This window comes from Occallatibacter gabretensis, assembly GCF_001449115.1.
Lineage (GTDB): Bacteria > Acidobacteriota > Terriglobia > Terriglobales > Acidobacteriaceae > Telmatobacter > Telmatobacter gabretensis.
Map to the genome: position 1 here is coordinate 462267 of NZ_LAIJ01000012.1, position 23108 is coordinate 485374.

The 23108-nt window shown below is 59.7% G+C and carries 22 protein-coding genes; 11 read left to right on the plus strand and 11 right to left on the minus strand.

Translation table 11 applies throughout. The features are described 5' to 3' along the window. Positions 1-13 precede the first annotated feature (13 nt). From VO84_RS21190 to VO84_RS21205, 4 genes are read right to left on the minus strand one after another with little or no spacing between them, the layout of a single operon-like run. Positions 14-433: a heat shock protein transcriptional repressor HspR gene (locus tag VO84_RS21190; protein WP_058189763.1), complete on the minus strand. Its 420-nt coding sequence runs from the start codon at positions 431-433 to the stop codon at positions 14-16. 31 nt (positions 434-464) lie between these two features. Then, positions 465-1673 (minus strand): DnaJ C-terminal domain-containing protein, encoded by a 1209-nt coding sequence (locus VO84_RS21195; RefSeq protein ID WP_058189764.1) that lies wholly within the window; start codon positions 1671-1673, stop codon positions 465-467. Between the two features lie 44 nt (positions 1674-1717). Continuing rightward, complete coding sequence (locus VO84_RS21200; protein WP_231738138.1) at positions 1718-1990, minus strand: HigA family addiction module antitoxin; 273 nt, start codon at positions 1988-1990, stop codon at positions 1718-1720. A gap of 17 nt (positions 1991-2007) precedes the next feature. Then, positions 2008-2286 (minus strand): type II toxin-antitoxin system RelE/ParE family toxin, encoded by a 279-nt coding sequence (locus tag VO84_RS21205; RefSeq protein WP_058189766.1) that lies wholly within the window; start codon positions 2284-2286, stop codon positions 2008-2010. 100 nt (positions 2287-2386) lie between these two features. On the opposite strand from VO84_RS21205, the gene VO84_RS21210 reads away from it, so the two are divergent. Then, complete coding sequence (locus VO84_RS21210) at positions 2387-3409, plus strand: energy transducer TonB (protein WP_058189767.1); 1023 nt, start codon at positions 2387-2389, stop codon at positions 3407-3409. Between the two features lie 57 nt (positions 3410-3466). Here the strand turns inward: VO84_RS21210 and dnaK are convergent, their stop codons facing one another. Beyond that, positions 3467-5377: a molecular chaperone DnaK gene (dnaK, locus tag VO84_RS21215; RefSeq protein WP_058189768.1), complete on the minus strand. Its 1911-nt coding sequence runs from the start codon at positions 5375-5377 to the stop codon at positions 3467-3469. A gap of 251 nt (positions 5378-5628) precedes the next feature. Between dnaK and VO84_RS21220 the strand changes: the two genes are divergently transcribed. Then, entirely contained in the window at positions 5629-6312 is a 684-nt protein-coding gene (locus tag VO84_RS21220; protein ID WP_058189769.1) for a hypothetical protein, read from the plus strand. Positions 6313-6334: 22 nt separating this feature from the next. On the opposite strand, the gene VO84_RS21225 is transcribed toward VO84_RS21220, so the two are convergent. Then, the gene (locus VO84_RS21225; protein ID WP_058189770.1) at positions 6335-6952 is read right to left on the minus strand and encodes a carbonic anhydrase; all 618 of its coding nucleotides are present in this window, start codon (positions 6950-6952) and stop codon (positions 6335-6337) included. A 105-nt stretch (positions 6953-7057) separates the two neighbouring features. Here VO84_RS21225 and VO84_RS21230 point away from each other — a divergent pair, with 105 nt between their 5' ends. The 3 genes from VO84_RS21230 to VO84_RS21240 all read left to right on the plus strand — a co-directional run bounded on the left by VO84_RS21230 (position 7058) and on the right by VO84_RS21240 (position 12075). Then, a complete protein-coding gene (locus VO84_RS21230; protein ID WP_058189771.1) occupies positions 7058-9043 on the plus strand; it encodes a PP2C family protein-serine/threonine phosphatase in 1986 nt (661 codons plus the stop codon). A gap of 37 nt (positions 9044-9080) precedes the next feature. Further along, positions 9081-10499: a serine hydrolase domain-containing protein gene (locus tag VO84_RS21235; protein WP_058189772.1), complete on the plus strand. Its 1419-nt coding sequence runs from the start codon at positions 9081-9083 to the stop codon at positions 10497-10499. Positions 10500-10623: 124 nt separating this feature from the next. Then, a complete protein-coding gene (locus VO84_RS21240) occupies positions 10624-12075 on the plus strand; it encodes an amidohydrolase family protein (RefSeq protein ID WP_058189773.1) in 1452 nt (483 codons plus the stop codon). A 58-nt stretch (positions 12076-12133) separates the two neighbouring features. On the opposite strand, the gene VO84_RS21245 is transcribed toward VO84_RS21240, so the two are convergent. Continuing rightward, positions 12134-12334 carry a superinfection immunity protein gene (locus tag VO84_RS21245; protein ID WP_058189774.1) on the minus strand — a complete coding sequence of 67 codons (201 nt, stop codon included), beginning with the start codon at positions 12332-12334 and terminating at the stop codon, positions 12134-12136. Positions 12335-12405: 71 nt separating this feature from the next. Here VO84_RS21245 and ffh point away from each other — a divergent pair, with 71 nt between their 5' ends. Beyond that, a complete protein-coding gene (ffh, locus tag VO84_RS21250; RefSeq protein WP_058189775.1) occupies positions 12406-13797 on the plus strand; it encodes a signal recognition particle protein in 1392 nt (463 codons plus the stop codon). Between the two features lie 88 nt (positions 13798-13885). Next, positions 13886-14542 carry a peroxiredoxin-like family protein gene (locus VO84_RS21255; RefSeq protein ID WP_058189929.1) on the plus strand — a complete coding sequence of 219 codons (657 nt, stop codon included), beginning with the start codon at positions 13886-13888 and terminating at the stop codon, positions 14540-14542. Positions 14543-14600: 58 nt separating this feature from the next. Here the strand turns inward: VO84_RS21255 and VO84_RS21260 are convergent, their stop codons facing one another. The 4 genes from VO84_RS21260 to trxB form a co-directional block, all read right to left on the minus strand. Further along, the gene (locus tag VO84_RS21260) at positions 14601-14930 is read right to left on the minus strand and encodes a DUF167 domain-containing protein (RefSeq protein ID WP_082662282.1); all 330 of its coding nucleotides are present in this window, start codon (positions 14928-14930) and stop codon (positions 14601-14603) included. Next, entirely contained in the window at positions 14927-15673 is a 747-nt protein-coding gene (locus VO84_RS21265; protein ID WP_058189776.1) for a YggS family pyridoxal phosphate-dependent enzyme, read from the minus strand. The genes VO84_RS21260 and VO84_RS21265 overlap by 4 nt, the downstream gene beginning before the upstream one ends. After that, positions 15673-16158: a DUF4188 domain-containing protein gene (locus tag VO84_RS21270; protein WP_058189777.1), complete on the minus strand. Its 486-nt coding sequence runs from the start codon at positions 16156-16158 to the stop codon at positions 15673-15675. The genes VO84_RS21265 and VO84_RS21270 overlap by 1 nt, the downstream gene beginning before the upstream one ends. A gap of 81 nt (positions 16159-16239) precedes the next feature. Next, positions 16240-17187 (minus strand): thioredoxin-disulfide reductase, encoded by a 948-nt coding sequence (gene trxB, locus VO84_RS21275; protein ID WP_058189778.1) that lies wholly within the window; start codon positions 17185-17187, stop codon positions 16240-16242. Positions 17188-17405: 218 nt separating this feature from the next. On the opposite strand from trxB, the gene VO84_RS21280 reads away from it, so the two are divergent. The 4 genes from VO84_RS21280 (at position 17406) to VO84_RS21295 (ending at position 22986) form a co-directional block, all read left to right on the plus strand. Then, positions 17406-17972 (plus strand): cupin domain-containing protein, encoded by a 567-nt coding sequence (locus VO84_RS21280; protein WP_197414150.1) that lies wholly within the window; start codon positions 17406-17408, stop codon positions 17970-17972. 292 nt (positions 17973-18264) lie between these two features. After that, positions 18265-18465: a hypothetical protein gene (locus tag VO84_RS21285; protein WP_058189780.1), complete on the plus strand. Its 201-nt coding sequence runs from the start codon at positions 18265-18267 to the stop codon at positions 18463-18465. A 101-nt stretch (positions 18466-18566) separates the two neighbouring features. Next, the gene (locus VO84_RS21290) at positions 18567-21479 is read left to right on the plus strand and encodes an IPT/TIG domain-containing protein (protein WP_058189781.1); all 2913 of its coding nucleotides are present in this window, start codon (positions 18567-18569) and stop codon (positions 21477-21479) included. A gap of 157 nt (positions 21480-21636) precedes the next feature. Next, positions 21637-22986 (plus strand): NAD(P)/FAD-dependent oxidoreductase, encoded by a 1350-nt coding sequence (locus VO84_RS21295; protein ID WP_058189782.1) that lies wholly within the window; start codon positions 21637-21639, stop codon positions 22984-22986. The last annotated feature ends 122 nt before the right edge of the window (positions 22987-23108 follow it).

Here is a 23108-nt window from a genome sequence, read left to right on the forward strand (position 1 = left end):
AAGTGCACGCGAATCAAGACTCGCGCTTCGGATTAGTCCTGGTAACCACCACCGGCCGGGCCACAGCAGGCTTCCGCAGCGGAACAATCGCTCCCGCCGTGCTCGGCGCATTCTGCTGAAAGCGCGTCAGCATCTCCGAGCGCACATACTCCACAAAGCTCTGCATCTGGCGGTTCATCTCTTCCATGCGCTCGCGCATCTGGAGAATGATCGCAATGCCGGCAATGTTCACGCCCAGGTCGCGCGCCAGGTTCAAAATGAACTCCAGCCGCTCAATATCCTCGTCCGTATAAAGCCGCGTATTGCCTTCCGTGCGCGAAGGCTTCAGCAATCCCTCGCGCTCATAAAGCCGAAGCGTCTGCGGATGAATACCATACATCTCGGCCACCGCCGAGATCATGTACGCGCCCTTCGATTTGCGTTTTGCAGGCATGGCTTCTTCCCACCACTCTACACAATCCGGCCTACAGCTTATCGAACAACTGCACCCGCGGGTCTTGATTATTCAGCTTCGCCAGCTCGCGCATAATCTCGCGGCTGCGCTCATCCTGTAGCGTCGGCACCAGAACTTCAACAGTCACAATCTGGTCGCCGCGCTGGCCCGCGCTCTGCGCGCTTTCCACCCCGCGCTCCCGCATCCGCAGCTTTTGCCCACTCTGCGTTCCCGGCGGAATCTTCAGCTGCGCGCGCCCATCGATCGTCGGCACATCCACCTTCGCACCCAGCGAGGCCTCCGGCACCGTCACCGGAACCGTGAGGTGAATATCATCTCCCTGCCGTGAAAACACCGCATTCGAGCCGGTGCGGATAATCAGATACAAATCTCCCGCCGCTCCGCCGTGAATGCCCGCATTGCCCTTGCCCTGCAGCCGGATGCGCTGACCATCCCGCGTGCCAGCCTTGATGCGGAACTCCACATTCTCCGAGCGGTCCATTACACCCTCTCCGTGGCAGGTGCCGCAGGCATTTGAAATACGCCCCGTACCATTGCACCGCGGGCACGGAATGTTGAACTTCATGCGCCCGCCCATCTGCGTCACTTGCCCCGTGCCATTGCACTCCGGGCAAGCCTGCGGACCGCCTGTCGAAGCCTTGCCGTGGCACGTCGGGCAAACCTCCTGCCGGTGCACAGTCAGCCGCGCCTGGCCGCCGCGAATCGCCGTCCAGAAGTCCACCGTCACCTGGTACTCCAGGTCCGTTCCCGGCTGCGGTCCACGGGGACGGCCCGGTTGCTGCGATCCCGAAAAAATCCCCGAGAAAATATCCTTGAAGCTGCCCCAGCCCGGAGATCCCGGACCCGTCGCACCTGGACCGGACGAGGCGCCGCCATGCGCACCGCCGCCCTGAAAGCCCGAAAAATCAAAGCCGCCAAAGTCCACCGGCGGCTGCCCGCCCATGTTCTGCTGGCGCGCATAGGCCTCGGCCTGCGCCGGATCAATCTGGTCGGAGTAGAAGCCAAGCTGGTCGTAAACCTTCCGCTTCTTCTCGTCGCTCAGAATGTCATTCGCCTCTGAGATTTCCTTAAATTTCTCCTCGGCCTTCTTATCGTTCGGGTTCACGTCCGGGTGATACTTGCGCGCCGCCTTGCGAAAGGCCTTGCGAATCTCCTCCGGCGTGGCCGCTTTCTTCACGCCGAGCGTTGCGTAATAGTCTTTGTTGGTTGTCGTTGCCATGTTTGTCCTGTTCTGCCCATTCTTTATCGGCAGTCGCCCGCTATTTATGCAGCAACATTGAAACGTTCAATCCTGGGACGCTTCCTGCGCGCCGCCTGCCACATGTCATAGTCCATCTGCAACTGGTACCAGAGGCTCTCGTGAGTACCAAGGGCAGCGGACAGGCGCAACGACATATCCGCAGAGATACCGGCAGCGCTGTTCAAAATGCGCGAAAGAGTGGTGCGCGAGACATGCAGCTTCTTTGCCGCCGAGGTCACATCCATATCGCCAAGCGCATCGCGCAAAATCTTGCCCGGATGGGGCGGATTGTGCATTCGCTGCATAACACCTCCTAGTGATAGTCCTGGTAATCCACCAGGATCGCATCTTCCTTTTCAAAAGCGAACGTCAAACGCCAGTTCCCGCTGACCTTCACCGCCCAATGGCCTTTCAGATCACCGGCCAGCGAATGCAATCCCCATCCCGGCATATTCATGTCTGCAGAAGACTTCGCAAAATTCAATACCTGCAGCCGATTTGCCAGCCTTTCGGCATGAGCCGGCAGGATTCCCGCCTTGCTCCCCGTCTTGAAAAACTTCTCAACGCCAGCGTGCCGGAAGCTCGTGATCACGCGTTAAGTGTAGCGCATCACGCATCAGAAAGCCAGATACGCATCCTTTACTTCAAGAAATCTCCTTGCGCCTCAGCCCGTCTATTGCTATCGTTCCGCCATGCGAAAACAACCCGTCCGCATTGTGCTCTTCGGCTTAGGCCTTGCGCTCCTGCCTTGCATCCTAGCTTCCGCGGAGGAGCCCACCGATCCCAAGGCTCTGATGCTCGCAGCACTAAAGCTCAACAATCTCACCACAGAAGACGCCAAACCCTGGCACATCAAAGCCTCCTTCCAGCTCTTCGACGACCAGGGCGCGGTAACCGACGAGGGCACCTACGAAGAGTTCTGGGCCAGCCCTTTTCAATTCAAGCGCGTCTTCGCTGGAAAGAATTTTTCGCAAACTGCATATGGCGGCAAAGCAGGCATCCTGCTCTCCGAAGTCCATGGAGACACTCCCGATCTCCTGCTCGCTGCCCGAAATAATCTCGTCAACCCGCTGCCGCCCGAAGCTATCATCGAACACACCACCTATACAACCAAACCCCTCGACGCCGGCAATCTCAAACTCACTTGTGTGATCCCATCCGCGTCCACACCCGGCGCGCCAGCGGACAACTCCGCATATTGCTTGAATCAGGATGAGCCTCTCCTGCGCATTGCTGCACGCCCTTCAACCTCTGATCAGACATTTCACAACAAGCTCATCCGCGTCGAAGGTCGCGTCATTGCCGGCGATCTTAAGATCACGCATGACGGCAAGGCAACAGTCACGGTTCACGTAGAAACAGCCTCGGTTCTCGACCCTTCGGAAGAAGCAGTTTTCGCTCCTCCTGCAGATGCGGTCCCGGAGCCGCTGCGCACCCTGAATGCACCGGGCGTTACACCACCTCGCCTTAAATACAGCGTCGAGCCTGTTTATCCGCGCGATGCTCACTCCAATCACATCTCCGGGGAGATTTATATCTCAGCCATTATCGGCAAGGATGGAAAGCCCCGAGAAGTTCACGCCGTTCGTGGGCCGAAAGAACTGCAAATGTCCGCAATAGAAGCTGTGAACCAATACCGCTTCTGGCCCGCTTTGCTGAACGGCAAGCCAGTCGATGTGCAGATGACGGTACAAGTGAACTTCAATCTGCAATAAAAAAACAGTGAGGAAGCCATATAGGCATTCCCCACTGTTTGCCAGTCCTGGCGAGTCCTATTTCTTGTCCTCGACATCCACGTACTCAGCGTCAATCACGCCTTCATCCTTCTTCTGCTCGGCAGCAGGTTCGCCCGCCGCAGCATCAGGTGAAGGAGCAGCCGCATTCGCCTTATACATTGCCGCAGCCAGATTGTGGCTCGCCGTAGTCAGCTTCTCGTGTGAGGCCTTCAGCTCGTCCACAGAAGGCGTTCCAGCCAGCGTGGTCTTCGCTTCGGCAAGAGCAGCTTCTACATCCGTCTTGTCCGCAGCTTCCACCTTCTCGCCTGCGTCCTTCAGCATCTTCTCTATGTTGTAGACCAGCGAGTCCAGCCCGTTGCGCGCCTCAATCTCCTCGCGCTTCGACTTGTCCTCGGCCGCATGCGCCTCGGCGTCCTTGGCCATGCGCTCCACCTCATCCTTGCTCAAACCTGAGCTCGAAGTAATAGTGATGCGCGTGTCCTTGCCTGTCGCGTTGTCCTTCGCCGTCACATTCAGAATGCCGTTCGCATCAATATCGAACGTCACCTCAATCTGCGGCACGCCGCGCTGCGCCGGAGGAATTCCCGCCAGCTTGAACTTGCCCAGCGTACGGTTCTGTCCCGCCATCGGGCGCTCGCCCTGCAGCACATGCACCTCAACCTCGGTCTGCGAGTCAGCCGCCGTCGAAAACGTCTCCGTCTTCTTCGTCGGAATCGTCGTGTTCCGCGGAATCATCGGCGTCGCCACTCCACCCAGCGTCTCAATCGAGAGGGTCAGCGGTGTCACGTCCAGCAACAGCAGATCCTTCACTTCGCCAGCCAACACGCCAGCCTGAACCGCCGCGCCTATGGCAACCACTTCATCCGGGTTCACGCCGCGATGTGGCTCCTTGCCAAAGAGCTGCTTCACAATCTCCTGGATCTTCGGCATACGCGTCTGGCCGCCAACGAGCACAACCTCGTCAATCTGCGCCGCCGTCACGCCAGCGTCACTCATCGCCTTCTTGCAAGGCTCCAGTGACCGCTGCAGCAGATCGTCCACCAGCGACTCGAGCTTCGCCCGCGTCAGCTTGCGAACCAGGTGCTTCGGTCCCGTCGCATCCGCCGTAATAAACGGCAGATTGATTTCCGTCTCAACCGTAGTTGAAAGCTCAATCTTGGCCTTTTCCGCCGCGTCCTTCAAACGCTGCAGAGCCATCTCGTTGCCCTTCGAGCCCAGGTCCAGGCCTTCCTCAGCCTTGAACTCGGCAATGAGCCACTCCACAATCCGCTGATCCAGGTTGTCGCCGCCCAGGTGCGTATCGCCGTTGGTCGACTTGACCTCAATGACGCCTTCGCCCACTTCCAGGATCGAAATATCGAACGTACCGCCGCCGAAGTCGTACACGGCAATCGTCTCGTCCTTCTTCTTGTCCAAACCGTACGCCAGTGCAGCCGCCGTCGGCTCGTTCACAATGCGCTTCACGTCCAGGCCGGCAATCTTGCCCGCGTCCTTGGTCGCCTGCCGCTGTGCGTCGTTAAAGTACGCCGGAACCGTAATCACAGCCTCGGTCACGGTCTCGCCCAGGTAGGCCTCGGCAGACTTCTTCAACTTCTGCAGAATCATCGCCGAAATCTCCGGCGGCGTGTACTCTTTGCCCTGCGCTAAAACAGCAATGTGATCGCCCTGCTGCATGACCTTGTAGGGCACCATCTTCATCTCGTCATTGACTTCATTAAAGCGGCGGCCCATAAACCGCTTGATGGAGAAAATCGTGTTCTCCGGGTTCGTAATCGCCTGCCGCTTGGCCACCTGGCCCACAAGGCGCTCGCCGGTCTTTGAAAACGCGACGATCGAGGGCGTAGTACGCGCACCCTCTTCATTCGGAATGACTTTTGGCTCGCCCCCCTCAAGGACAGCGACGCACGAGTTGGTGGTTCCGAGATCGATACCAATAATTTTTGCCATATTTTGGCTCCTGCCGGTAAAAGATACTGACAAATATAAGATGCAAGATTGAGTGACTTAGTGTCAAGTTTTTTTGAAGTTGTTTATATAAACCTTACTCGCGAGTTCGTAGTCCCAGACCGGGCAAAATCTTCGCCTAATTCCACAACGGCTTTTCGGGCTTTTTTTAATAAATAGTCTGGCAGTTCGGTGTACGATCAGGTCCACAATCTCCTACAGCGCAATTGCTCCCCAATAGGACGGTAAGAACCATGTCTGCAGCCGAGGTTCAAAAATTCCTGCTCAGCCCGCTGGCCTATGTAAAATCCACCTGCATCAACCTGCAAACCAAGGGAGGGGTGCCATTGACGGCATTCAACCCCAACCTGGCCTACGACACGCTCTATTTCGACCTGTTGCCATGGTCGGCTTCCCTCTTCGGTTCCACCTCGCAGGTCATGCTGGAGCCGCAGATCGCCGCCGGACCAGGCCTCATCTCCGGCTACTATGCGCCCTATCTCGCCTTCGGCACGGTCACCAGCAATAACCAGGCACTGCAGCCGCTGGATAATATCCCCAAGGCCGCACCGCCGCGCAGATTCATCTTTACCGGCGGTCAGAACGGCTGCAGCCTTCTCCTGCTGCGCGGAACCGGCGCGGACACAGTCTGCGCCCTGCATTACCCGAATTCAGAAGGAAAGAAGCAGGGCTACCCGCTGCTCGAACGCATCGGCCGCACCACAGCCGACGTTCTGCTCTCAATCGACTTCGATCTCTACGGAGACGCAAAGCAGCCCAACGCCTGCAGTTTCTTCTTCCACAACGGCACGGAGTGGATCGGCATAACTCAGCCGCAGATTCAGGGCGCACCCAGTATGGATTGGGGCCGCTGCTCCATGTCCCTCAACGGCAGCCCAAAGATGGTCTCCTCAAAGTCAGCCGGCACCATTCCATAGGAAAAGGAAACCGCTCACAGCCTCACTCCCCCAGCGCCACAAACCGCCGATCCTTCTCGTCATACTGCTCAATCGTTCCGGTCAGAATGTCGTAGTACCAGCCGAAAACCTGCAGCGTGCCCGCCTCCATTGCCTGCCGCACCACCGGGTCGGCCTTCAGGTTCCTGAGCTGTGCCACCACGTTCCCGCGAATCACCGCTGCCAGCTCTGCGTTTTCCCCCTCTTCGGGCCGCTCCGGCTGCTTAAATTCCAGCGCCGCGTCAATATGGTGCAGCCACCGCGCCACCTTCGGCAGATCGTCCACATTCTTGTTGTAGAGCACAGCTTTCAGCGCCCCGCAGTCCGAGTGCCCGCACAGAATCGCATATTTCACCTTTAGCACCTGCACCGCATACTCAATCGTCGCGGTAATTCCGTCCACATCATTGCCGGCAACCGGCACCACATTCCCTGCGTTCCGGGCAAGGAACAATTCGCCCGGCCCCGCCTGCAAAATCAGATTCGGCACCACTCGCGAGTCCGCACACGTAATCAACAGGTACTCCGGCGACTGCCCTTCCGCCAGCAAATGGAACTGGTCGCGGCAAGTCGGGAAAACCTCCGCGTGGAACTTCTTATAACCATCAATCAAATGTTGCATATCGATTCCTCTCCGCCGTCCAGCCCGAACTCTCTCAATTGCAAGCCTGAACCAGCCTACAGGATTCTCGTTCCAGGGAAATCACGCTGCGGTATATTGAGGGCGATGCCCCGTACCAGAATTTGTCTGCGACTAAGCGGTTTTCTGCTGACCACGCTGCTCTGCGTCTCAGCGGCGAGCGCGCAAACTCCAATTCCAGATCCACGCAGCGTCGACGCAACAGACATTGGAGAGCGCATCGAGCTCGGGCCGCTATGGCTCTTCCAGCCCGGCGACAATCCCGAATGGGCATCGTCTACATTTGACGACACCAGCTGGCAGGTCATCTCGGCCAACAAGCAGCTCCTTGACTACAACATCCGCGACATCCGCTTCGGCTGGTATCGCATGCACATCCATCTCCGTACTGACGCGCCCCCACCTGCCATCACCCTCGATTCCACCCTCGGCACGTATGAAGTCTTCGCCAACGGCATCTCCCTCGGCGGCAACGGCCCCATTCCCGGCGCAACCTACCGCTATCAATACCGTCTGCTCGCCTTTCCGGTTCCACAATCAGCAATTCCCTCAACTGGCGACCTCGTCGTCGCCATCCGCTTCGCTATAAATCCTGCAGGCCGCCAGATCCGCACCCATGGGCGTCGCACCGCCACGCCCATCGGCTTCGAGTCGCACATCTTCCTCACCAGCCCCGCGCAGGCCGACATCAATGCCAGCTTCATCAGCGCTCACAGCACATGGGCGCTCTTCCTGCTCGCGGGCCTCGCCTTCCTCACCTGCGTCATCGCCCTCGGCCTCTATCTCGCCCTCAGTACGCGCAAGGAATACCTCGCCGCCGCCGCCGCTCTCTTTGCCTACGGGCAGCTTTTTCTCTGCGACATCTGGCTCATGCTCGGTGATCGCACTCCATTCTCTGACTGGATCGATTACGCCCTCTTCGGCATCGCCCAGGGTCTGCTCCTTGAGTTCTTCCGCATCCTGCTTGCACCTTACCTTGGCAAAAAACGCCCCCGCTGGCTGCTCATCGCGCAAATCATTGTCGTGGGTTCCGCGCTGGCTGGCCCGCTCGTCAACTACGGCCTGCCCGGCATCTACCAGTTGGGCTTGATCACCTTCTTCCTCCCCACGCTCGTCGTGGAAGCAATCGTCCTGGCGCTCCTCATCCGCAGCTGGCGCGCCGGCAGCACAGAAGCCCGCATCCTCACACCCGCAGTCGTAGCCGTCGTCACCTCCAGGGGATGGGTCTTCGCCCGTTATCTGGTCCTCTTCCTGAATCAGCCCTTCAGGCTGCCCGCGCTTCCCTCTCTCCATCTCGGTAGTTACTCCATCACCTTCGACAACCTCTGTGACGTCCTCTTCTTCCTCTGCATCCTCCTCTTCCTGGTCTTCCGCACCGTCGGTATCGCCCGGCATAACGCAGAAGCCGCCACGGAGATGGACGCCGCGCGCACCCTGCAGAACCTGCAGCTCACGCGCTCAAAGGATGTCACTCCGGGCTTTGACGTGCAGGTCGAATACCACCCAGCCAAAGAAGTAGGCGGCGATTTCTTCTTACTCTCTTCCGGCAAAGACGGCTCGCTGCTCGCAGTTGTGGGGGATGTCAGCGGCAAGGGCCTGCAGGCGGCCATGCGCGTCGCAGCCATTCTCGGCTCGCTGCGGCGCGAAGACTCGCGCGATCCCTCCATCGTGCTCTCAAACCTGAACCTGGAGCTTCTGGGCCAGACCGAAATCGGCTTCACCACTGCCTGCTGCATCCGCATTGAGCAATCCGGCAACTACACCCTCGCAAGCGCAGGCCACATCCCTCCCTACATTGCAGGCGCAGAAGTGGCCACATCGCCTGCCCTCCCGCTCGGCCTTGCCGCCGCCGCAGACTACGAATCCATAACCGGACGCCTCGCACCCGGCCAGACACTTTTCCTTATCACAGATGGCGTCGTAGAAGCGCGTTCCCCATCCGGCGAACTCCTCGGCTTTAAGCAAACCGAAGAGCTCATGTCCGGCCACACCGCCAGCCAGATAGCCCATGCCGCACGCTCCTTCGGTCAGGAGGATGACATCATCGTCCTGTCCATCGCCTTTGCATCCTGAAACCCTGCGTTTATCCTGCTCCGAGAGGATTCTTCTCATGCCCTGCTTCACCCGGCTCTTCCGCGCCTCGCTTCTGCTTGCTCTCGCCTCTGTTTCTGCACTCTCGCTCACCGCCCAAACCATCGACACCATCGACCCGGCCCTCAAAACCAAAATCGACCGCATCGCCGCCGGTGTCATGGAGCAGCGCGGAGTTCCCTCAGCCTCCATCGCAGTTATTCAGCACGGCAAGCTCGTTTTCACGCACGCCTACGGCCTGGCGCACATCAATCCGGACAAGCCAGCCACGCCGGAGATGCGCTATTCCATCGGGTCGATCTCCAAACAATTCACTGCTGCCGCAATTCTCCTTTTGCAGGAACAGGGCAAACTCACCCTCGACGACCCGGTCGGCAAATACATCCCCGATCTCACCCGCGGCAACGAGATCACCATCCGCCAGGTTCTCTCCCACACCTCCGGCTACCAGGATTACTGGCCCGAGGACTACCTCATGACACCCATGATGAAGCCCACCACGGGTCAGTACATCCTCGACACCTGGGCCAAAAAACCGCTCGACTTCGAGCCCGGCACGCAGTGGCAGTACTCCAACACGAACTTCGTCATCGCAGGCCTGATCGTTGAAAAAGTCTCCGGCCAAAAACTCATGGAATTCCTCGGCGAGCATATCTTCCACCCGCTCGGCATGAAGAGCGTCTATGACACCGATCAGGACAAGCTCACCTCCACAGACGCCACAGCCTACATCCGCGCCGCCCTCGGCCCGCTACGCCCCGCCCCCAAGGAAGGCCGCAACTGGATGTTCGCCGCCGGCGAGCTGGCCATGACACCGCACGACCTCGCCCTCTGGAACGAAAGCCTCATCGCCCAATCCATCCTCAAGCCCGAAAGCTACAAAGAAATGTTCACCAGCATCAAGCTCAAAGGCGGCCCAAAAGACGGCCAGGACACGCATTACGGCCTCGGCATCTTCGTGCGCAAGTATGACAACCATCTCCTCCTCGAACACTCGGGAGAAGTCACCGGCTTCGTTGCCGAAAGCATGATCCTCCCCGACGATGGCGCTTCCGTCATCGTCCTGACGAATCACATGGCCTCAGGCGCGTCTCAAATCGCAACGATGACCGCTGACGCCATCCTCGGCTCCAAATCCTCCGCCCCTCTACAGCAAGCCCTCGAAATCTACCACGGCCTCCAGCAGGGCAAAATCGACCGCTCGCTCCTCGCGCCCAACCTCAGCGACTACTTCGACGCGCAAACTCTCGCGGACTTCAAAACCAGCCTCGGCCCTCTCGGAGAGCTGCTCTCCTTCATCCCGACCGGCGAATCCCTCCGCGGCGGCATGACCGAGCGCTCCTACCGCATCGTCTATCCCTCACGTCGCCTCTCCGTCTCCACGTACACCTACCCCGACGGTAAGCTAGAACAATACCTCGTCTCTCCCGCAGACTGAAGCGGCTTTGAAAGGGCACGGCTGGTAGGCCGGGGATTTATCCCCGGCACCTGGAGGTCGGAGGAAAAGATTTTCGGGCTTTAGTCCCTGAGGACGCTTCTCAAACTCTGTTTCGGAGAAACCAATGCACGCTGCACGCCTGCCCATCTCTCTTCTCGCTCTCGTCGCTTTCACCGCCGCAGCCCAGCAGCCCCGCAACCCTCTCGCCACCTACATTTCCGTGCCGGAGCCCACCGTCGCACTCACGCATGTCGAAGTCATCGATGGCACAGGAACAGCTCCCGTCCTCGACCAAACCATCCTTCTCGCAAACGGCAAAATCGAGAGCATCGGCCCCGCATCCTCAGCTAAAATTCCCACCGGCACGCGCATCCTCGACCTCACCGGCCACACCGTCTTCCCCGGTATCGTCGGCATGCACGAGCATCTCTTCTACACCGAGCCGGAAAACTCGAGTCTCCACGCATTCCTCATCGGCCAATCGCTCCAGACCGCCCCGCGCCTCTACCTCGCCGGCGGAGTCACCACTGGCCGCACCACCGGCAGCATCGAGCCCTACGCCGATATCACCCTCCGCACCCGCATTGAAAAAGGTCTCGACCCCGGCCCGGATCTCGACATCACAGGCCCCTACCTCGACGGCCCCGGCACCTTCATCATGCAGGCAGTCCCGTTGCAGGACGCCGCCTCAGCCCGCGCCGCCGTCAACTACTGGGCCGATCAGGGCGTCACCTCCTTCAAGGCCTACATGTTCATCAAGCCTGAGGCCCTCAAAGCAGCCATCGACACAGTCCACGCCCGCGGTCTCAAGATCACCGGCCATCTTTGCTCTGTCTCCATACCAGAAGCCGCGGAGATGGGCATCGACAACCTTGAACACGGCCTTCTCGAAGACTCCGAATTCACCCCCAACCGCAAGCCCGGCATCTGCAGCCCCGGCAACGCAGGCATAAAGGCAATCGCGGACACAGTCGATATCAACGGCCCGCAGGTCCAGGCGCTCATCCACACCCTCGTCGACCACCACGTCGCCATCACATCCACACTCGCCATCTTCGAGAGCTTCACGCCCAACCGCCCGCCCATGTCCTTCCTCGATCGCGAGCACGACTCCATGCTCCCGGAAGCCTGGTCCTCCGTCCTCGAAAATCGCGCCTACATCGCCCCTGGCGGCGAAAAATCCCCCTGGCTCGCCGCTTTCAAAAAAGAAATGGCCTTCGAGCATGCCTTCGCCGCTGCCGGTGGCCTCCTCATGGCCGGCTGCGATCCCACCGGCTACGGCGCAGTCCTCCCCGGCTTCGGCGACCAGCGCGGAATCGAGCTGCTAGTAGAAGCCGGCTTCACGCCAGTTCAGGCCATCCAGATCGCCACACAAAACGGCGCGCGTTACCTCGGTCGTGACAAGCAGATCGGCACCATCGCGGCAGGCAAGCAGGCGGACCTAGTCATCGTCAAAGGCGACCCCGCCAAAAACATCTCCGCCGTGGAAAACGTCGAATACGTCTTCAAAAAAGGCATCGGCTACGACCCGGCAAAACTCATCGAATCCACCCGAGGCATGGTCGGAATCCGCTGATATGCGACAAGCAGGATCTCAAAATTTCGCTCGGAGATTTACTGAAAGGCACTAGCTATCATGGCTTTTCTGCGAGGCTGGCATGCTCGGTCTTGCCGTAAATTGCCCAGAGCATCGCAGCGATCCAGCCAATGCCGGTCCAACCCAGAAAGAAACTAAGCAGGAAAATCAGAGAAATATCGGCACATTTGCGACGCTGCACAATAATTGCCGGTACCGCGTATAGTGCTGCACCCAGGATGGAGAGGAAAATACGCATCGTAACTCTGACGAAGACGGAGTGGGTCAATCCGCTGCAAATCAGGCTATCCGATACACTAGTAACTGTCTATGTTCGAAACACTCACAGATAAGCTCCAGCGCGCCTTCAAAACCCTCCGCGGCCAGGGCACGCTCACCGAAGAAAACATCGCCGAAGCCCTGCGCGAAATCCGTGTCGCCCTCCTTGAAGCCGACGTCAACCTGAACGTCGTCAAAGAGCTCATCGAGCACATCCGCGCCAAAGCCGTCGGCACAGAAGTGATGACCGCGCTCTCGCCCACCGAGCAGATCACCAAGATCGTTCGCGACGAGCTCATCGCCATCCTCGGCAAAGACACTGCGCGCTTCAACTTCGCCCCGCAGCCGCCCACCGTCATCCTCATGGCCGGCCTCCAGGGCTCCGGTAAAACCACCACCTCCGGCAAGCTCGCCGCATGGCTCAAAAAAGGTGGCCGCCGCCCGTTGCTGGTTTCGGTAGACGTCTACCGTCCCGCCGCCCGCGAGCAGCTCAAGGTCGTCGCCAAATCCATTGACGCCAAAATCTACGAAGGCGACCTCAAGGGCGAGCAGCCCGGCTCAGCGCTGGTAGAGCGCCTGGCGAGCGAAGCGAGGCGCGAGGCCCGCAACTTCGGCTTCGACACGCTCATCGTCGATACCGCAGGCCGCCTGCACATCGATGAAGAGCTGATGAAAGAAATGGAGCGCCTCAAAAAGCTCCTCAACCCGCAGGAAATCCTCTTCGTCGCCGACGCCATGACCGGCCAGGACGCCGTCAACTCCGCGCTCGATTTTCATACTCGTCTCGGACTCACTGGAGTAGTCCTGACAAAAATGGACGGCGACGCCCGCGGCGGCGCAGCGCTCTCCATCCGCCACGTCACCGGCCAGCCCATCAAGTTCATCGGCGTCGGCGAAAAGCCCGATGCCTTCGAGCCCTTCCACCCCGACCGCATCGTGGGCCGCATCCTCGGCATGGGCGACATCCTCTCGCTCGTCGAAAAAGCCGAAGCCACACTCGACCGCAAAAAGTCCGAAGACTTCGCCAAGAAGGCGCTGCTCGGCGACGGCTTCACCCTCGAAGACTTCCGTGACCAGCTCCGCCAGATCAAAAAGCTCGGCTCCATGGAATCCATCCTCAAGATGCTCCCCTCGGTCGGCCCCTTCGCCGGCATGTCCCAGGCCGCGCAGAACGTCGACGAAAAACAATTCGTCCGCCTCGAAGCCATCATCAACTCCATGACGCCGCACGAGCGCCGCAACCACGAGATCATCTCCGGCTCGCGCCGCAAGCGCATCGCCGCCGGCTCCGGCACCAGCGTGCAGGACGTCAACATGCTCCTCCGCCAGTACGCGCAGATGAGCAAGATGTTCAAGCAAATGGGCAAAGGCGGCCTGGCCAAACAAATGATGCGCGGCGGCATGAGCAGCATGATGGGCGGCCGCCAGAAATTCGGGCGGTAGATTGGTAGGCCGGGGTTTTAACCTCGGCAATCAAAGGCAGCACAAAATCTGTCCGGGCTTTAGCCCCTGCGGGATGCTCTTCTCAACCATGACAACCACCAGCCTGCAAGACCAGCTCGACGAGATCACCTCCAACACCCGTAAGCTGGTGCAGGCCGATCGCCTCGCCATCAGCGAGCGCTCCGTCGAGGACCTCTTCGCATCAGGCATCGAAGACCGTATCGTTCCGGCAGGCGCACAAGCTCCAGAATTCTCTCTGAAAGATGCAAGAGGAAAAGCCGTCAGCAGCAAAGACCTGCTCTCCGTAGGCCCGCTCATCGTCAAATTCTTCCGCGGTCGCTGGTGCAGCTACTGCGCAACAGAGCTCGAAATCTGGCGCGACCTCTACGGCCGCATCCGCGAGCACGGTGCAGTCATGGTCGCCATCAGCCCGCAGACCGCTCGCCAGAACGACTTCATGGCGGGCCAGCACGGCCTTCCTTTTCCATTGCTTTCAGACCCTGGAAACAAGGTCGCCACGCAATTCGGCCTCACCTACACGCTCTCGCAGGACATGCAGCACTACTACAAATCCATCCTCGTCAATCTGCCGTTCATCAACAGCGATACCAGCGGCACGCTCGCACTCCCGGCCACATACGTGATCAGCCGCAACGGCAGCGTCCTCTTCGCAGAAGCCCACTCCGACTTCCGCGTCCGCCCCGAGCCGGAAGAAGTCCTCGCCGCCGCCTTTTCAGCGCGCTGAAATCCAGCTCAGCCACCCTCTCCCCCATGAAGGTCGTCATCCTGACCGTAGCCGTCTTTCAGGCGGAGGGAAGGACCCGCTTTTGTTTTTTCGAGTGTTCTCCCACAATCTGCCGCACCCTCTCCACCGAAACCCCACGCAATAAAAACACCTTCCCCCGCCCCAACTCCCCCGAAATAATCTCCACCCTCGACTTCGCCAAACCAAACGCATCGGCCAGAAACGCAATCAGCGCCTCATTCGCCCGCCCCTCAACAGGCGGAGCCTGCACAGCAATTTTGATCTGAGCTGAATCACCCTCGCCGTAGACGCCCACAATGGCAGTCTTCTTCGCACCCGGCTGCGCCCGCACAGCCAGCGTAACGCCATCTTTCGTCTCGCGAATCACTCCGCCGGCCCAGTCCACAGCGCACGCTTGCCAAACAGCGCCGTCCCAATCCGCACCCGCGTCGCACCTTCCAGAATCGCCAGCGCAAAATCCCCGCTCATCCCCATCGAAAGCACATCAAACTTCAACTGAGCATGCGCAGCAGCCCACCTATCCCGCCACTCACGCAACGCACGAAAACAAGCCCGCGTCTCCGCCTCCGGAACACCAAAAGGCGCAATCGTCATCAGCCCGCGCATATGCAGATGCTCAAGATCCGGCAGCCGTTCCAGCAGCGCCGCAGCCTCTGCAGATTCAGGCTCCAGCCCATCCTTCGACTCCTCCGGACTCAGCTTCACCTCAATCAGCACCGGCAGCCGCTTATGCAACTTGCCCGCCGCATCATTCAGCCGCTCCGCCAGTTTCACTGAATCCAGCGAATCTACAGAATCAAACAACTCCACAGCCCTCACCGCTTTATTCGACTGCAAATGCCCAATCAAATGCACAAAAATCGGCTCATCCGTAGCAGCCATCGGCCCCGTGCAGCGGCACGGCTCAAGCTCCGGCGCCTTGCCCGCAAACTCCTGTACGCGATTCTCACCAAACAGCTGCAGACCCAGTTTTTCGGCCTCCAGAATCGTCTCCGCCGGATACGTCTTCGACACCGCCATCATCTCAATCTCGTGGCGCGACCGTCCCGCAGCCTTGCAGGCCGCATGAATCTGCTCTTCCACTTTTTCGAGATTTTCTTTCAGTGACATTACGATGATTGTTTCACTGCGAGCCGTGACCGCGCATCTTGCATCCGCCCCATCGCCGGCACATGCCCCACCGCCGCACCCAGCCCAAACCGCGGCATATTCGCATAGACGGTCTCAAACTTGCCCGGCTCCACAAGATAGCTCTCATGCCAGATTCCCACCGTGCCATTGCCGCCGATGCGCCGGTTGAACTCCGCCCACGCCGGCAGATGCTTCGCATCCCGCGCATGCGCATACGCATGAAGATGATCAAAGCTCCGCCAGTACTGAATCACAGCAACGCCACGCCAGTAGACGAAATAGCTCGCATGGAGCAAACCCAGCTCAGGATGCTGGCGAAGCTCAGCAATCATAGGCGGCATAGCGGCGAACACCCGCGGCCAACTGCCCAGCGCAAAGAGCTTGTTAACCCGCGCGCCAATGAGAAACACCACAAACGATTCATCACTCTGCGCTGCATACCGGCCGGGAAAGATGGACATCATGCCCCCTTCAACTGCGCTCCGGGTAATAATTTCCAACCCATTCAAAGGCGCGAAGCGCAGTTCGCCGTGCGCGTAGCACCATTAGTGCCCGTGCTCTTCCAAATACTTCTCCACCTCAAGCGCCGCCATGCAGCCCGTTCCAGCAGCCGTAATCGCCTGCCGGTACCGTCGGTCCTGAACGTCTCCGCACGCATACACCCCAGGCACAATCTGCCCATTCCGCGTAGTAAACACGTTGTTCTGCGTCAGAATGTAACCCTCAGCATCCAGATCAATCTGCCCATGAAACATCTTCGCGTTCGGCTCATGTCCAATGCCGAGAAAGACGCCGCTCACATGCAGAGTCTCCTCTTCTCCGGTCGCGGTGTTCTTAAGGCGCACACCACATACTTCCTTCTGATCGACTCCCAGAACCTCTTCGACAATCACATTCGTCCGCAGCACAATCTGCGGATGCGCAATCGCCCGCTCCAGCATGATCTTGCTCGCCCGGAAATTCTCTCTCCGATGCAGCACAGTCACCTTCGTCGCAAAGCGCGACAGAAAGATCGCCTCTTCCATCGCCGTATCGCCGCCGCCCACCACGGCAATCTCCAGCCCACGGAAAAAGAACCCGTCACAGGTAGCGCAGCTGGAAACACCATGCCCAATCAACTTCTGCTCGCTCTCAATACCCAACCAGCGTGCGCTCGCACCAGAGGCCACAATCAGCGACCGCGTATCGATCTCACCAATCGAAGTACTCAGCCGGAACGGATGCCTGTGCAAATCGGCAGCCTTCAAATGTGCCGTCTGAAACTCCGCGCCAAAGCGCTCCGCCTGCTTCTTCATGTTGGCAATCAGCTCCGGCCCCTGAACGCCCTCCGGCCAGCCCGGAAAATTCTCCACCAGCGTAGTGATAGAGAGCTGCCCACCCGGCTCGTGGCCTTCCAGCACCAGCGGCTTCAGCCCGGCGCGTGCGGTGTAAATAGCAGCGGTAAGTCCGGCGCAGCCGGAACCAAGAATGACTGTTTCGCGTGTCTCGCTCATCAATATTTTCCTGAGTCGATTCTATTCGTACAAATCGCCTCGGATCTCCACTAATAAGATGAAAGACGTGCTGGACTGGACTCTTTCCCGCTCCAGGCTCTCCCGGGATCCTTTTGTTAAGGTCGTGCGCTTCCACACGCTCTTTTGTGTAGCACCCCCTATTCATTTAGTCCGCCACGAGAGATACCTTGTTCTCAGTGTTCTCAAATGCTTCTGAGATGGCTTTGATCCTGGCCAATACGCCTGGGGTTGATCTTCACAAACGTACCAATGTCAGGTGGGAGGAACTCGAAGTTATGTTCTCGGAATTAACAAACGTCAATTTAGACAACGCGCCGGCTTACTGGTTTCTGAATGCCCGCCATCTCCTCCTGGCGCATAACGAATCGGGAGATGGTGCGTATTCCCTGATTCATCTCACAGCCCCTCCACGCCTTGAAACTCCCTACCATCTTCACCGTGCCGAAGATGAAGCGTTTTACGTATTAGAGGGTGAGCTTACTGTGATTCGCGATGGAGAGAAAATCGTGGCTGGACCAGGAAGCTATACTTTCCTGCCGAGGGGAGTGCCCCACGGATTTCGAACCAGCAGCGACAAAGACTCGCAAGTCCTGATCCATGCGATCCCGGGCGGTAAAGTCGGTTTCGTAGGAATGATGCTTGAGATGGCGATACGGATTTATGATCGTCACCAACTACCCGCAGCAACACCGCCCGATCTCAAAAAACTCAGCTCACTTTGTGAGCAGAACAACATCAGCATTCTCGGCCCGCTCCCGATTTGAAGAACTTCATATCTTCGCGGTAACTGCGCACGAGCTTCAAATGAAGGAAGAATTTGAGATGAAAGCGGATGTATTGACCCTTTCAGTTCCTGCAGCCCTTCCGCATAGCCTACGTCCCAAAGCCTTGATTGGGGAATCCGTCAGGTTTTTACTCCCGTCTTATAAATGGCCATCCGCTAAATGGCCATCCGTGGCAGCCTAAAGCTATCTATAGCCCATAATTCGTTGATTCTATTGGCAATATCATGCGCTTCTCTCTCCACTCAGCCTTCCACAGACCTATAATACGGATATGGCAAATTTGACTCTCGTCTACGGAATGCGCCTCCTCCCCGAGGGCGAAGTAAAGCAGATTCAGGACGCAACCCTGCAGCTCGCCAACGGCAATGAAGCGCACGTCACCATGCACGTGCTCGAGGGCTCCCGCGAGCAGATCGAAGCCCAGCTCAAGCAAAGCCTCGACGCCTTCTTCGACTTTTACCCCGAGATTTGATTCCGGCCCTAATCCGGCTCCGCTCTCCCAGAATTTTTTAATTCTGCCGCAGCCCAAACGGTCTGGCCCCTGCAGCAACTGCGAATGCTTGGAGCACTCGCATGTTGGGCCTTTCTCATTCCAGAGCGCACCTCGCGCTCATCGGCATTCTTCTCGTCCTCTCACCCGCCATCGTTCAAGCCGGCGGCCCGCGCGCCGTCGCCGGAACCACCTACTTCAACTCTTCGGTCATGGGCCAGCCTCTCTACTGGGCCGGCGGAAAGATCAATTACTACGTAGACCAGGGTGCACTCAGCGCCACGGTCAGCAATCAGCAGGCCGTCGCGATGGTCGACGCAGCCGCCGCGCTCTGGACCGCCATTCCCACCGCCGGTGTCACATTAACTGACAAGGGTTCGCTCGCCGAAGACGTCAGCGGCTCAAACACCACCCCCGGCAGCAACAACACCTTCGCCACTCCCGCCGACCTGACTCCATTTTCCACGGGATTTCCCGTGGGCGTAGTCTTCGACGCCGACGGCTCGGTCCTCGACACCCTCTTCGGCACGTATACAAGCGATCCCGCAAGCTGCGAATCGAACGCCGTGACCGTCTGGACCGACAACATCAACACCGACGCCACCATCAGCCACGCCATCATGATTCTCAACGGCCGCTGTACAAACACCTCCGCGCGCATGTCGATGATGAACTTTGCCCTCGATCGCGCCTGGGGAGAAATTCTCGGCCTCGGCTACTCGCAGATTTATCCCAACGCTGCCGCCAGCATCAACACAGCGGAGATGGAAGCCTGGCCTGTCATGCAGCCATTCATGGGCGCATGCGGCTCCGCAGGTGGAACCTGCATTCCTGAGGAAGGCCAGCTCAGCCAGGACGACATCTCCGAGCTGAACCGCATCTATCCCATCACCGCAGCCAATCTCGCCGGCTTTCCCGGGAAGCGGCTCACCGCGGCCAACACCCTCTCCATCCAGGGCACAATCAGCTTTCGCGCCGGATACGGCATGCAGGGCGTAAACGTCCTCGCCACCCCCCTCGATGCCAGCGGCAACCCACTCTACAACTACACCGTAAGCGCAGTTTCAGGAGCCTATTTCAGCGGCAATCATGGCAGCCTGGTTACCGGCACAAACGCGACCAACGGCATTCCGCTCTCGCAGTACGGATCAAACGACCCCACGCTGCAGGGCTACTTCGATCTGCGCTACATTCCGCTGCCACCCGGTATGACCTCGGCCGGCTATCTGCTCACCTTTGAGCCCATCAGCACGCTCTACATCTACGGAAACGTCGTCGGCCCGTATCTCGACGGCTCGCCGCTGCCCTCCGGCACGCTCGCGCCGGTCACAGTCGCGACTCTCAGCGCCGGCGGCTCACAGACCCTCACCGTCAACGTACCCGATTCAGCCATAAGCGGCTTTGAGGATGCTATCTCCACCGCCGAGTCCCCGCGCATGCTCGCATCGAGCGGCGTCTGGACCGGCCTGCTCGGCCAGGTGCAGCAGGCCGACTGGTTCACCTTCCCCGTACGCGCCAACCGCACCTTCACCATCGTCACGCAGGCCATCAACGAGCAAGGCATACCGTCGACGTACAAGACCATGCCGGCCCTCGGCGTGTGGGATGCCTTCGACGCTGCAACTGCCGCACCCGTAGGCGTTGCCCCCGCGCTCAACGGCACCGCCCTCGGGGAAACATGGCTGCAGGTCACCGCCAGCGCCGATGACACCGTGCGCCTCGGCATCGCCGATATGCGCGGCGACGGCCGCCCCGACTACGCCTACAACGGCTGGGTGCTCTACGCTGACACCATACAGCCGCCACGCCTGCCCGCCGCCGGAGGCCCCATTGTCATTGACGGCATGGGCTTCCAACCCTCCGACACGGTAAAGATCAACGGCCAGGCCGCGCAGATCACCGGCATCTCGCCCAATGAAATCACCGCCATCGCTCCCGCCGCCGGCCAGGGCATCACCGGCTCCGTGAACGTGGAGGTCGACAGCCTTCCCGGCTACAACGCCGTGGCTATTCTCTTAAATGGCATCAGCTATGACGCGGCCACAGGCGACTCACTCACCCTCGTCACCGCGCCTTCGAATACCGTCCCCGTAGGCGTGCCGCTCGCCTTCACCGTCACCGCGCTTGGCGCGGACCTCACACCCGCCGCAGGAGACACCGTCACCTTCGCCGTCGCTGCCGGAACAGCCACTCTCGCCTGCGGCCAACCAGTTTGCCCGGTCACTTCCGGTGGAGACGGCAATGCCACCATGAACATCACAGCCGTGGATACCACGCCCTCGGTGGTTACAGCCGCCCTCACCAACGGCGCGCAGCTCCAGGCACACTTTGAAGGCGGAACTCCGCCCGTGCTCTCTGCGCTCACCCCGCAGCTTTCGCTCGCCGCAGGATCCAGCATCTCCTGGCCCACACAGGCGCTCGTGCTCAACAACGGCCTTCCCGTTGGCGGCCAGGCCGTGGCATGGCAAAGCACACCAAGCTCTGGCATCTCGGCTGCAGGATCCGCGGCAGCCATCACCGCCGGCAGCGGCATCGCCTCCAACATGCTCAGCGTCGGGCCGCTCACCGAGGGCCAGCAGTCCAGCGTCCAGGCCTGCCTCAACGGCACTCCGCAGTGCGTCAGCTTCTCGGCGCTCGGCTCGCGCCCGGAGTTTGCCACCGTCGAAGCCCTTTCCGGCGCCTCGCAAAGCATGGCCGCCACCGCTACGCCCAGCCAGATCGTGATGCGCGTCAAGGATATCGACGGCAATCCGATGGCCGGAGCCATCGTCACCTTCTATCAATCCATCTACGCGTGGAGTCCGCCCTGCCCGCCACACGGGCGTTGCGATCAAGCTCAGCTGTTGGCCGTCGAAAGCGCAACAGGGACATCAGCCATCGATGGCACAGTCAGCTTCGCCCCTGCGGGAATCCCCGGCGTAGCCACCAACACCACCGGCCTTGCCTCCACCGGCAACACTAGCACCGCCAGTGTGACCATCGAAATGCATCCCTAAGAGCAGCTTCCGGGTGCCCCATTCATTCGGCGTTTCTTGCCGCTAGGGTGGGACAGCACTCCCACCCGTTCTCCCACCACCAAGCCAAAAGCTAATAGCTAGCAGCTAAGAACTACCCTCCCGCATCTGTTCAAATGAGGCCAGGCGAGGAGGAACATTGAGCCAGCTCACCACTCCACGGGTTCCAGGCGCACGTCCGCGCGTCGTCATCGTCGGCGGCGGCTTTGCAGGAATCAACGCAGCCCGCGCGCTCGGCAAGCTGCCCGTCGATCTCACCGTTATAGATCGCCGCAACCACCACACCTTTCAGCCGCTCTTGTATCAAGTAGCCCTCGCCGTCCTCTCGCCCGCTGACATCGCGCAGCCCATCCGCGGCATTCTCGCCAAACATCAGAACACGCAAGTCCTCATGGACGAAGTCACCGCCATCGACACAACCGCCCGCACCCTCGCGCTTTCAAGCGGAGCAAGCATCGGCTACGACTACCTCATCCTGGCCACCGGCGCCACGCACTCTTACTTCGGCCACGAGGAATGGGCAAAATTCGCTCCCGGCCTAAAATCCATCGAGGACGCCACCGAGATTCGCCGCCGCGTCCTCCTCGCCTTTGAGCTCGCCGAGCGCCAGATGCAGGAGCACGGCTGGCACCCGCCGCTGAACTTCGTCATCATCGGTGCCGGTCCCACCGGTGTCGAGCTCGCCGGAGCCATCGGCGACATCGCACAGTACTATCTCCAGCACGACTTCCGCCACATCGATCCCCGCAAGAGCCGCGTCATGCTGCTCGATGGCGGCGACCGCGTTCTCGCCACCTATCCACCGCAGCTCTCCGCCCGTGCCGCAGAGGAGCTCGCCGCGCGCGGAGTCGAGGTTCACACCAAAAGCCACGTCACCGGCGTCGGCGCAGGCTGGGTTGAAGCAAACGGCCAACGCACAGAAGCCGCAGTTATCCTCTGGGCCGCCGGCGTGCAGGCCTCACCCCTCGGCAAGCTGCTCGGCGCGCCCGTCGACAAGCGCGGCGCCGTCCTCGTCGACAACGAACTCAATCCACCCAGCACTCCAGACAAGTCATTTGAAACCACCTTCGTCCTCGGCGACCTGGCCCACTTCGAGCAGAACGGCAAACAGGTTCCCGGCGTTGCGCAACCCGCCATCCAGATGGGCAATCACGCCGCCAAAATGATCGCCACCGACCTCCAGGGCAAGCCCCGCCCGCCCTTCCATTATTTCGACAAAGGTGACATGGCTACCGTAGGCCGCCTGGCCGCCGTAGCCGATGTGAAATGGCCCTTTACCGCACTCATGAGCGGCTGGACCGCCTGGTTCGCCTGGCTCACCGTTCACATCTTCTTCTTAATCGGCTTCCGCAACCGGTTCTCAGTCCTGTGGTCCTGGGTCTGGAATTACCTCACCTTCTCCGGCACCGCCCGCCTCATCACCGGCGACCAGACCCTGCCCGGCTGGGAAGAGCAAATCGAAGAAGGAAAGAAAGCCGCCAACCCCTAACCGCCTTTTGCTTTCGCTTGCCCCGCCATAAAGGCCGGGTGCCCCCTTCATGCGCGGCTTTTCGCGCATGAAGGGATAGCACTCCCGCTCACTCTCCCTCAAAATTGTCATCCTGAGGAAAG

Bases quoted from the DNA above. Each gene is read 5' to 3' on its own strand.
- VO84_RS21225 (WP_058189770.1), bottom strand. From the start codon at position 6,952: ATGCAACATTTGATTGATGGTTATAAGAAGTTCCACGCGGAGGTTTTC.
- dnaK (WP_058189768.1), bottom strand. From the start codon at position 5,377: ATGGCAAAAATTATTGGTATCGATCTCGGAACCACCAACTCGTGCGTC.
- VO84_RS21240 (WP_058189773.1), top strand. From the start codon at position 10,624: ATGCACGCTGCACGCCTGCCCATCTCTCTTCTCGCTCTCGTCGCTTTC.
- VO84_RS21200 (WP_231738138.1), bottom strand. From the start codon at position 1,990: ATGCACAATCCGCCCCATCCGGGCAAGATTTTGCGCGATGCGCTTGGC.
- VO84_RS21265 (WP_058189776.1), bottom strand. From the start codon at position 15,673: ATGTCACTGAAAGAAAATCTCGAAAAAGTGGAAGAGCAGATTCATGCG.
- trxB (WP_058189778.1), bottom strand. From the start codon at position 17,187: ATGAGCGAGACACGCGAAACAGTCATTCTTGGTTCCGGCTGCGCCGGA.
- VO84_RS21285 (WP_058189780.1), top strand. From the start codon at position 18,265: ATGGCAAATTTGACTCTCGTCTACGGAATGCGCCTCCTCCCCGAGGGC.
- VO84_RS21210 (WP_058189767.1), top strand. From the start codon at position 2,387: ATGCGAAAACAACCCGTCCGCATTGTGCTCTTCGGCTTAGGCCTTGCG.
- VO84_RS21290 (WP_058189781.1), top strand. From the start codon at position 18,567: ATGTTGGGCCTTTCTCATTCCAGAGCGCACCTCGCGCTCATCGGCATT.
- VO84_RS21195 (WP_058189764.1), bottom strand. From the start codon at position 1,673: ATGGCAACGACAACCAACAAAGACTATTACGCAACGCTCGGCGTGAAG.
- VO84_RS21245 (WP_058189774.1), bottom strand. From the start codon at position 12,334: ATGCGTATTTTCCTCTCCATCCTGGGTGCAGCACTATACGCGGTACCG.
- VO84_RS21230 (WP_058189771.1), top strand. From the start codon at position 7,058: ATGCCCCGTACCAGAATTTGTCTGCGACTAAGCGGTTTTCTGCTGACC.
- VO84_RS21255 (WP_058189929.1), top strand. From the start codon at position 13,886: ATGACAACCACCAGCCTGCAAGACCAGCTCGACGAGATCACCTCCAAC.
- VO84_RS21235 (WP_058189772.1), top strand. From the start codon at position 9,081: ATGCCCTGCTTCACCCGGCTCTTCCGCGCCTCGCTTCTGCTTGCTCTC.
- VO84_RS21280 (WP_197414150.1), top strand. From the start codon at position 17,406: ATGGCTTTGATCCTGGCCAATACGCCTGGGGTTGATCTTCACAAACGT.
- VO84_RS21220 (WP_058189769.1), top strand. From the start codon at position 5,629: ATGTCTGCAGCCGAGGTTCAAAAATTCCTGCTCAGCCCGCTGGCCTAT.
- VO84_RS21270 (WP_058189777.1), bottom strand. From the start codon at position 16,158: ATGATGTCCATCTTTCCCGGCCGGTATGCAGCGCAGAGTGATGAATCG.
- VO84_RS21190 (WP_058189763.1), bottom strand. From the start codon at position 433: ATGCCTGCAAAACGCAAATCGAAGGGCGCGTACATGATCTCGGCGGTG.
- ffh (WP_058189775.1), top strand. From the start codon at position 12,406: ATGTTCGAAACACTCACAGATAAGCTCCAGCGCGCCTTCAAAACCCTC.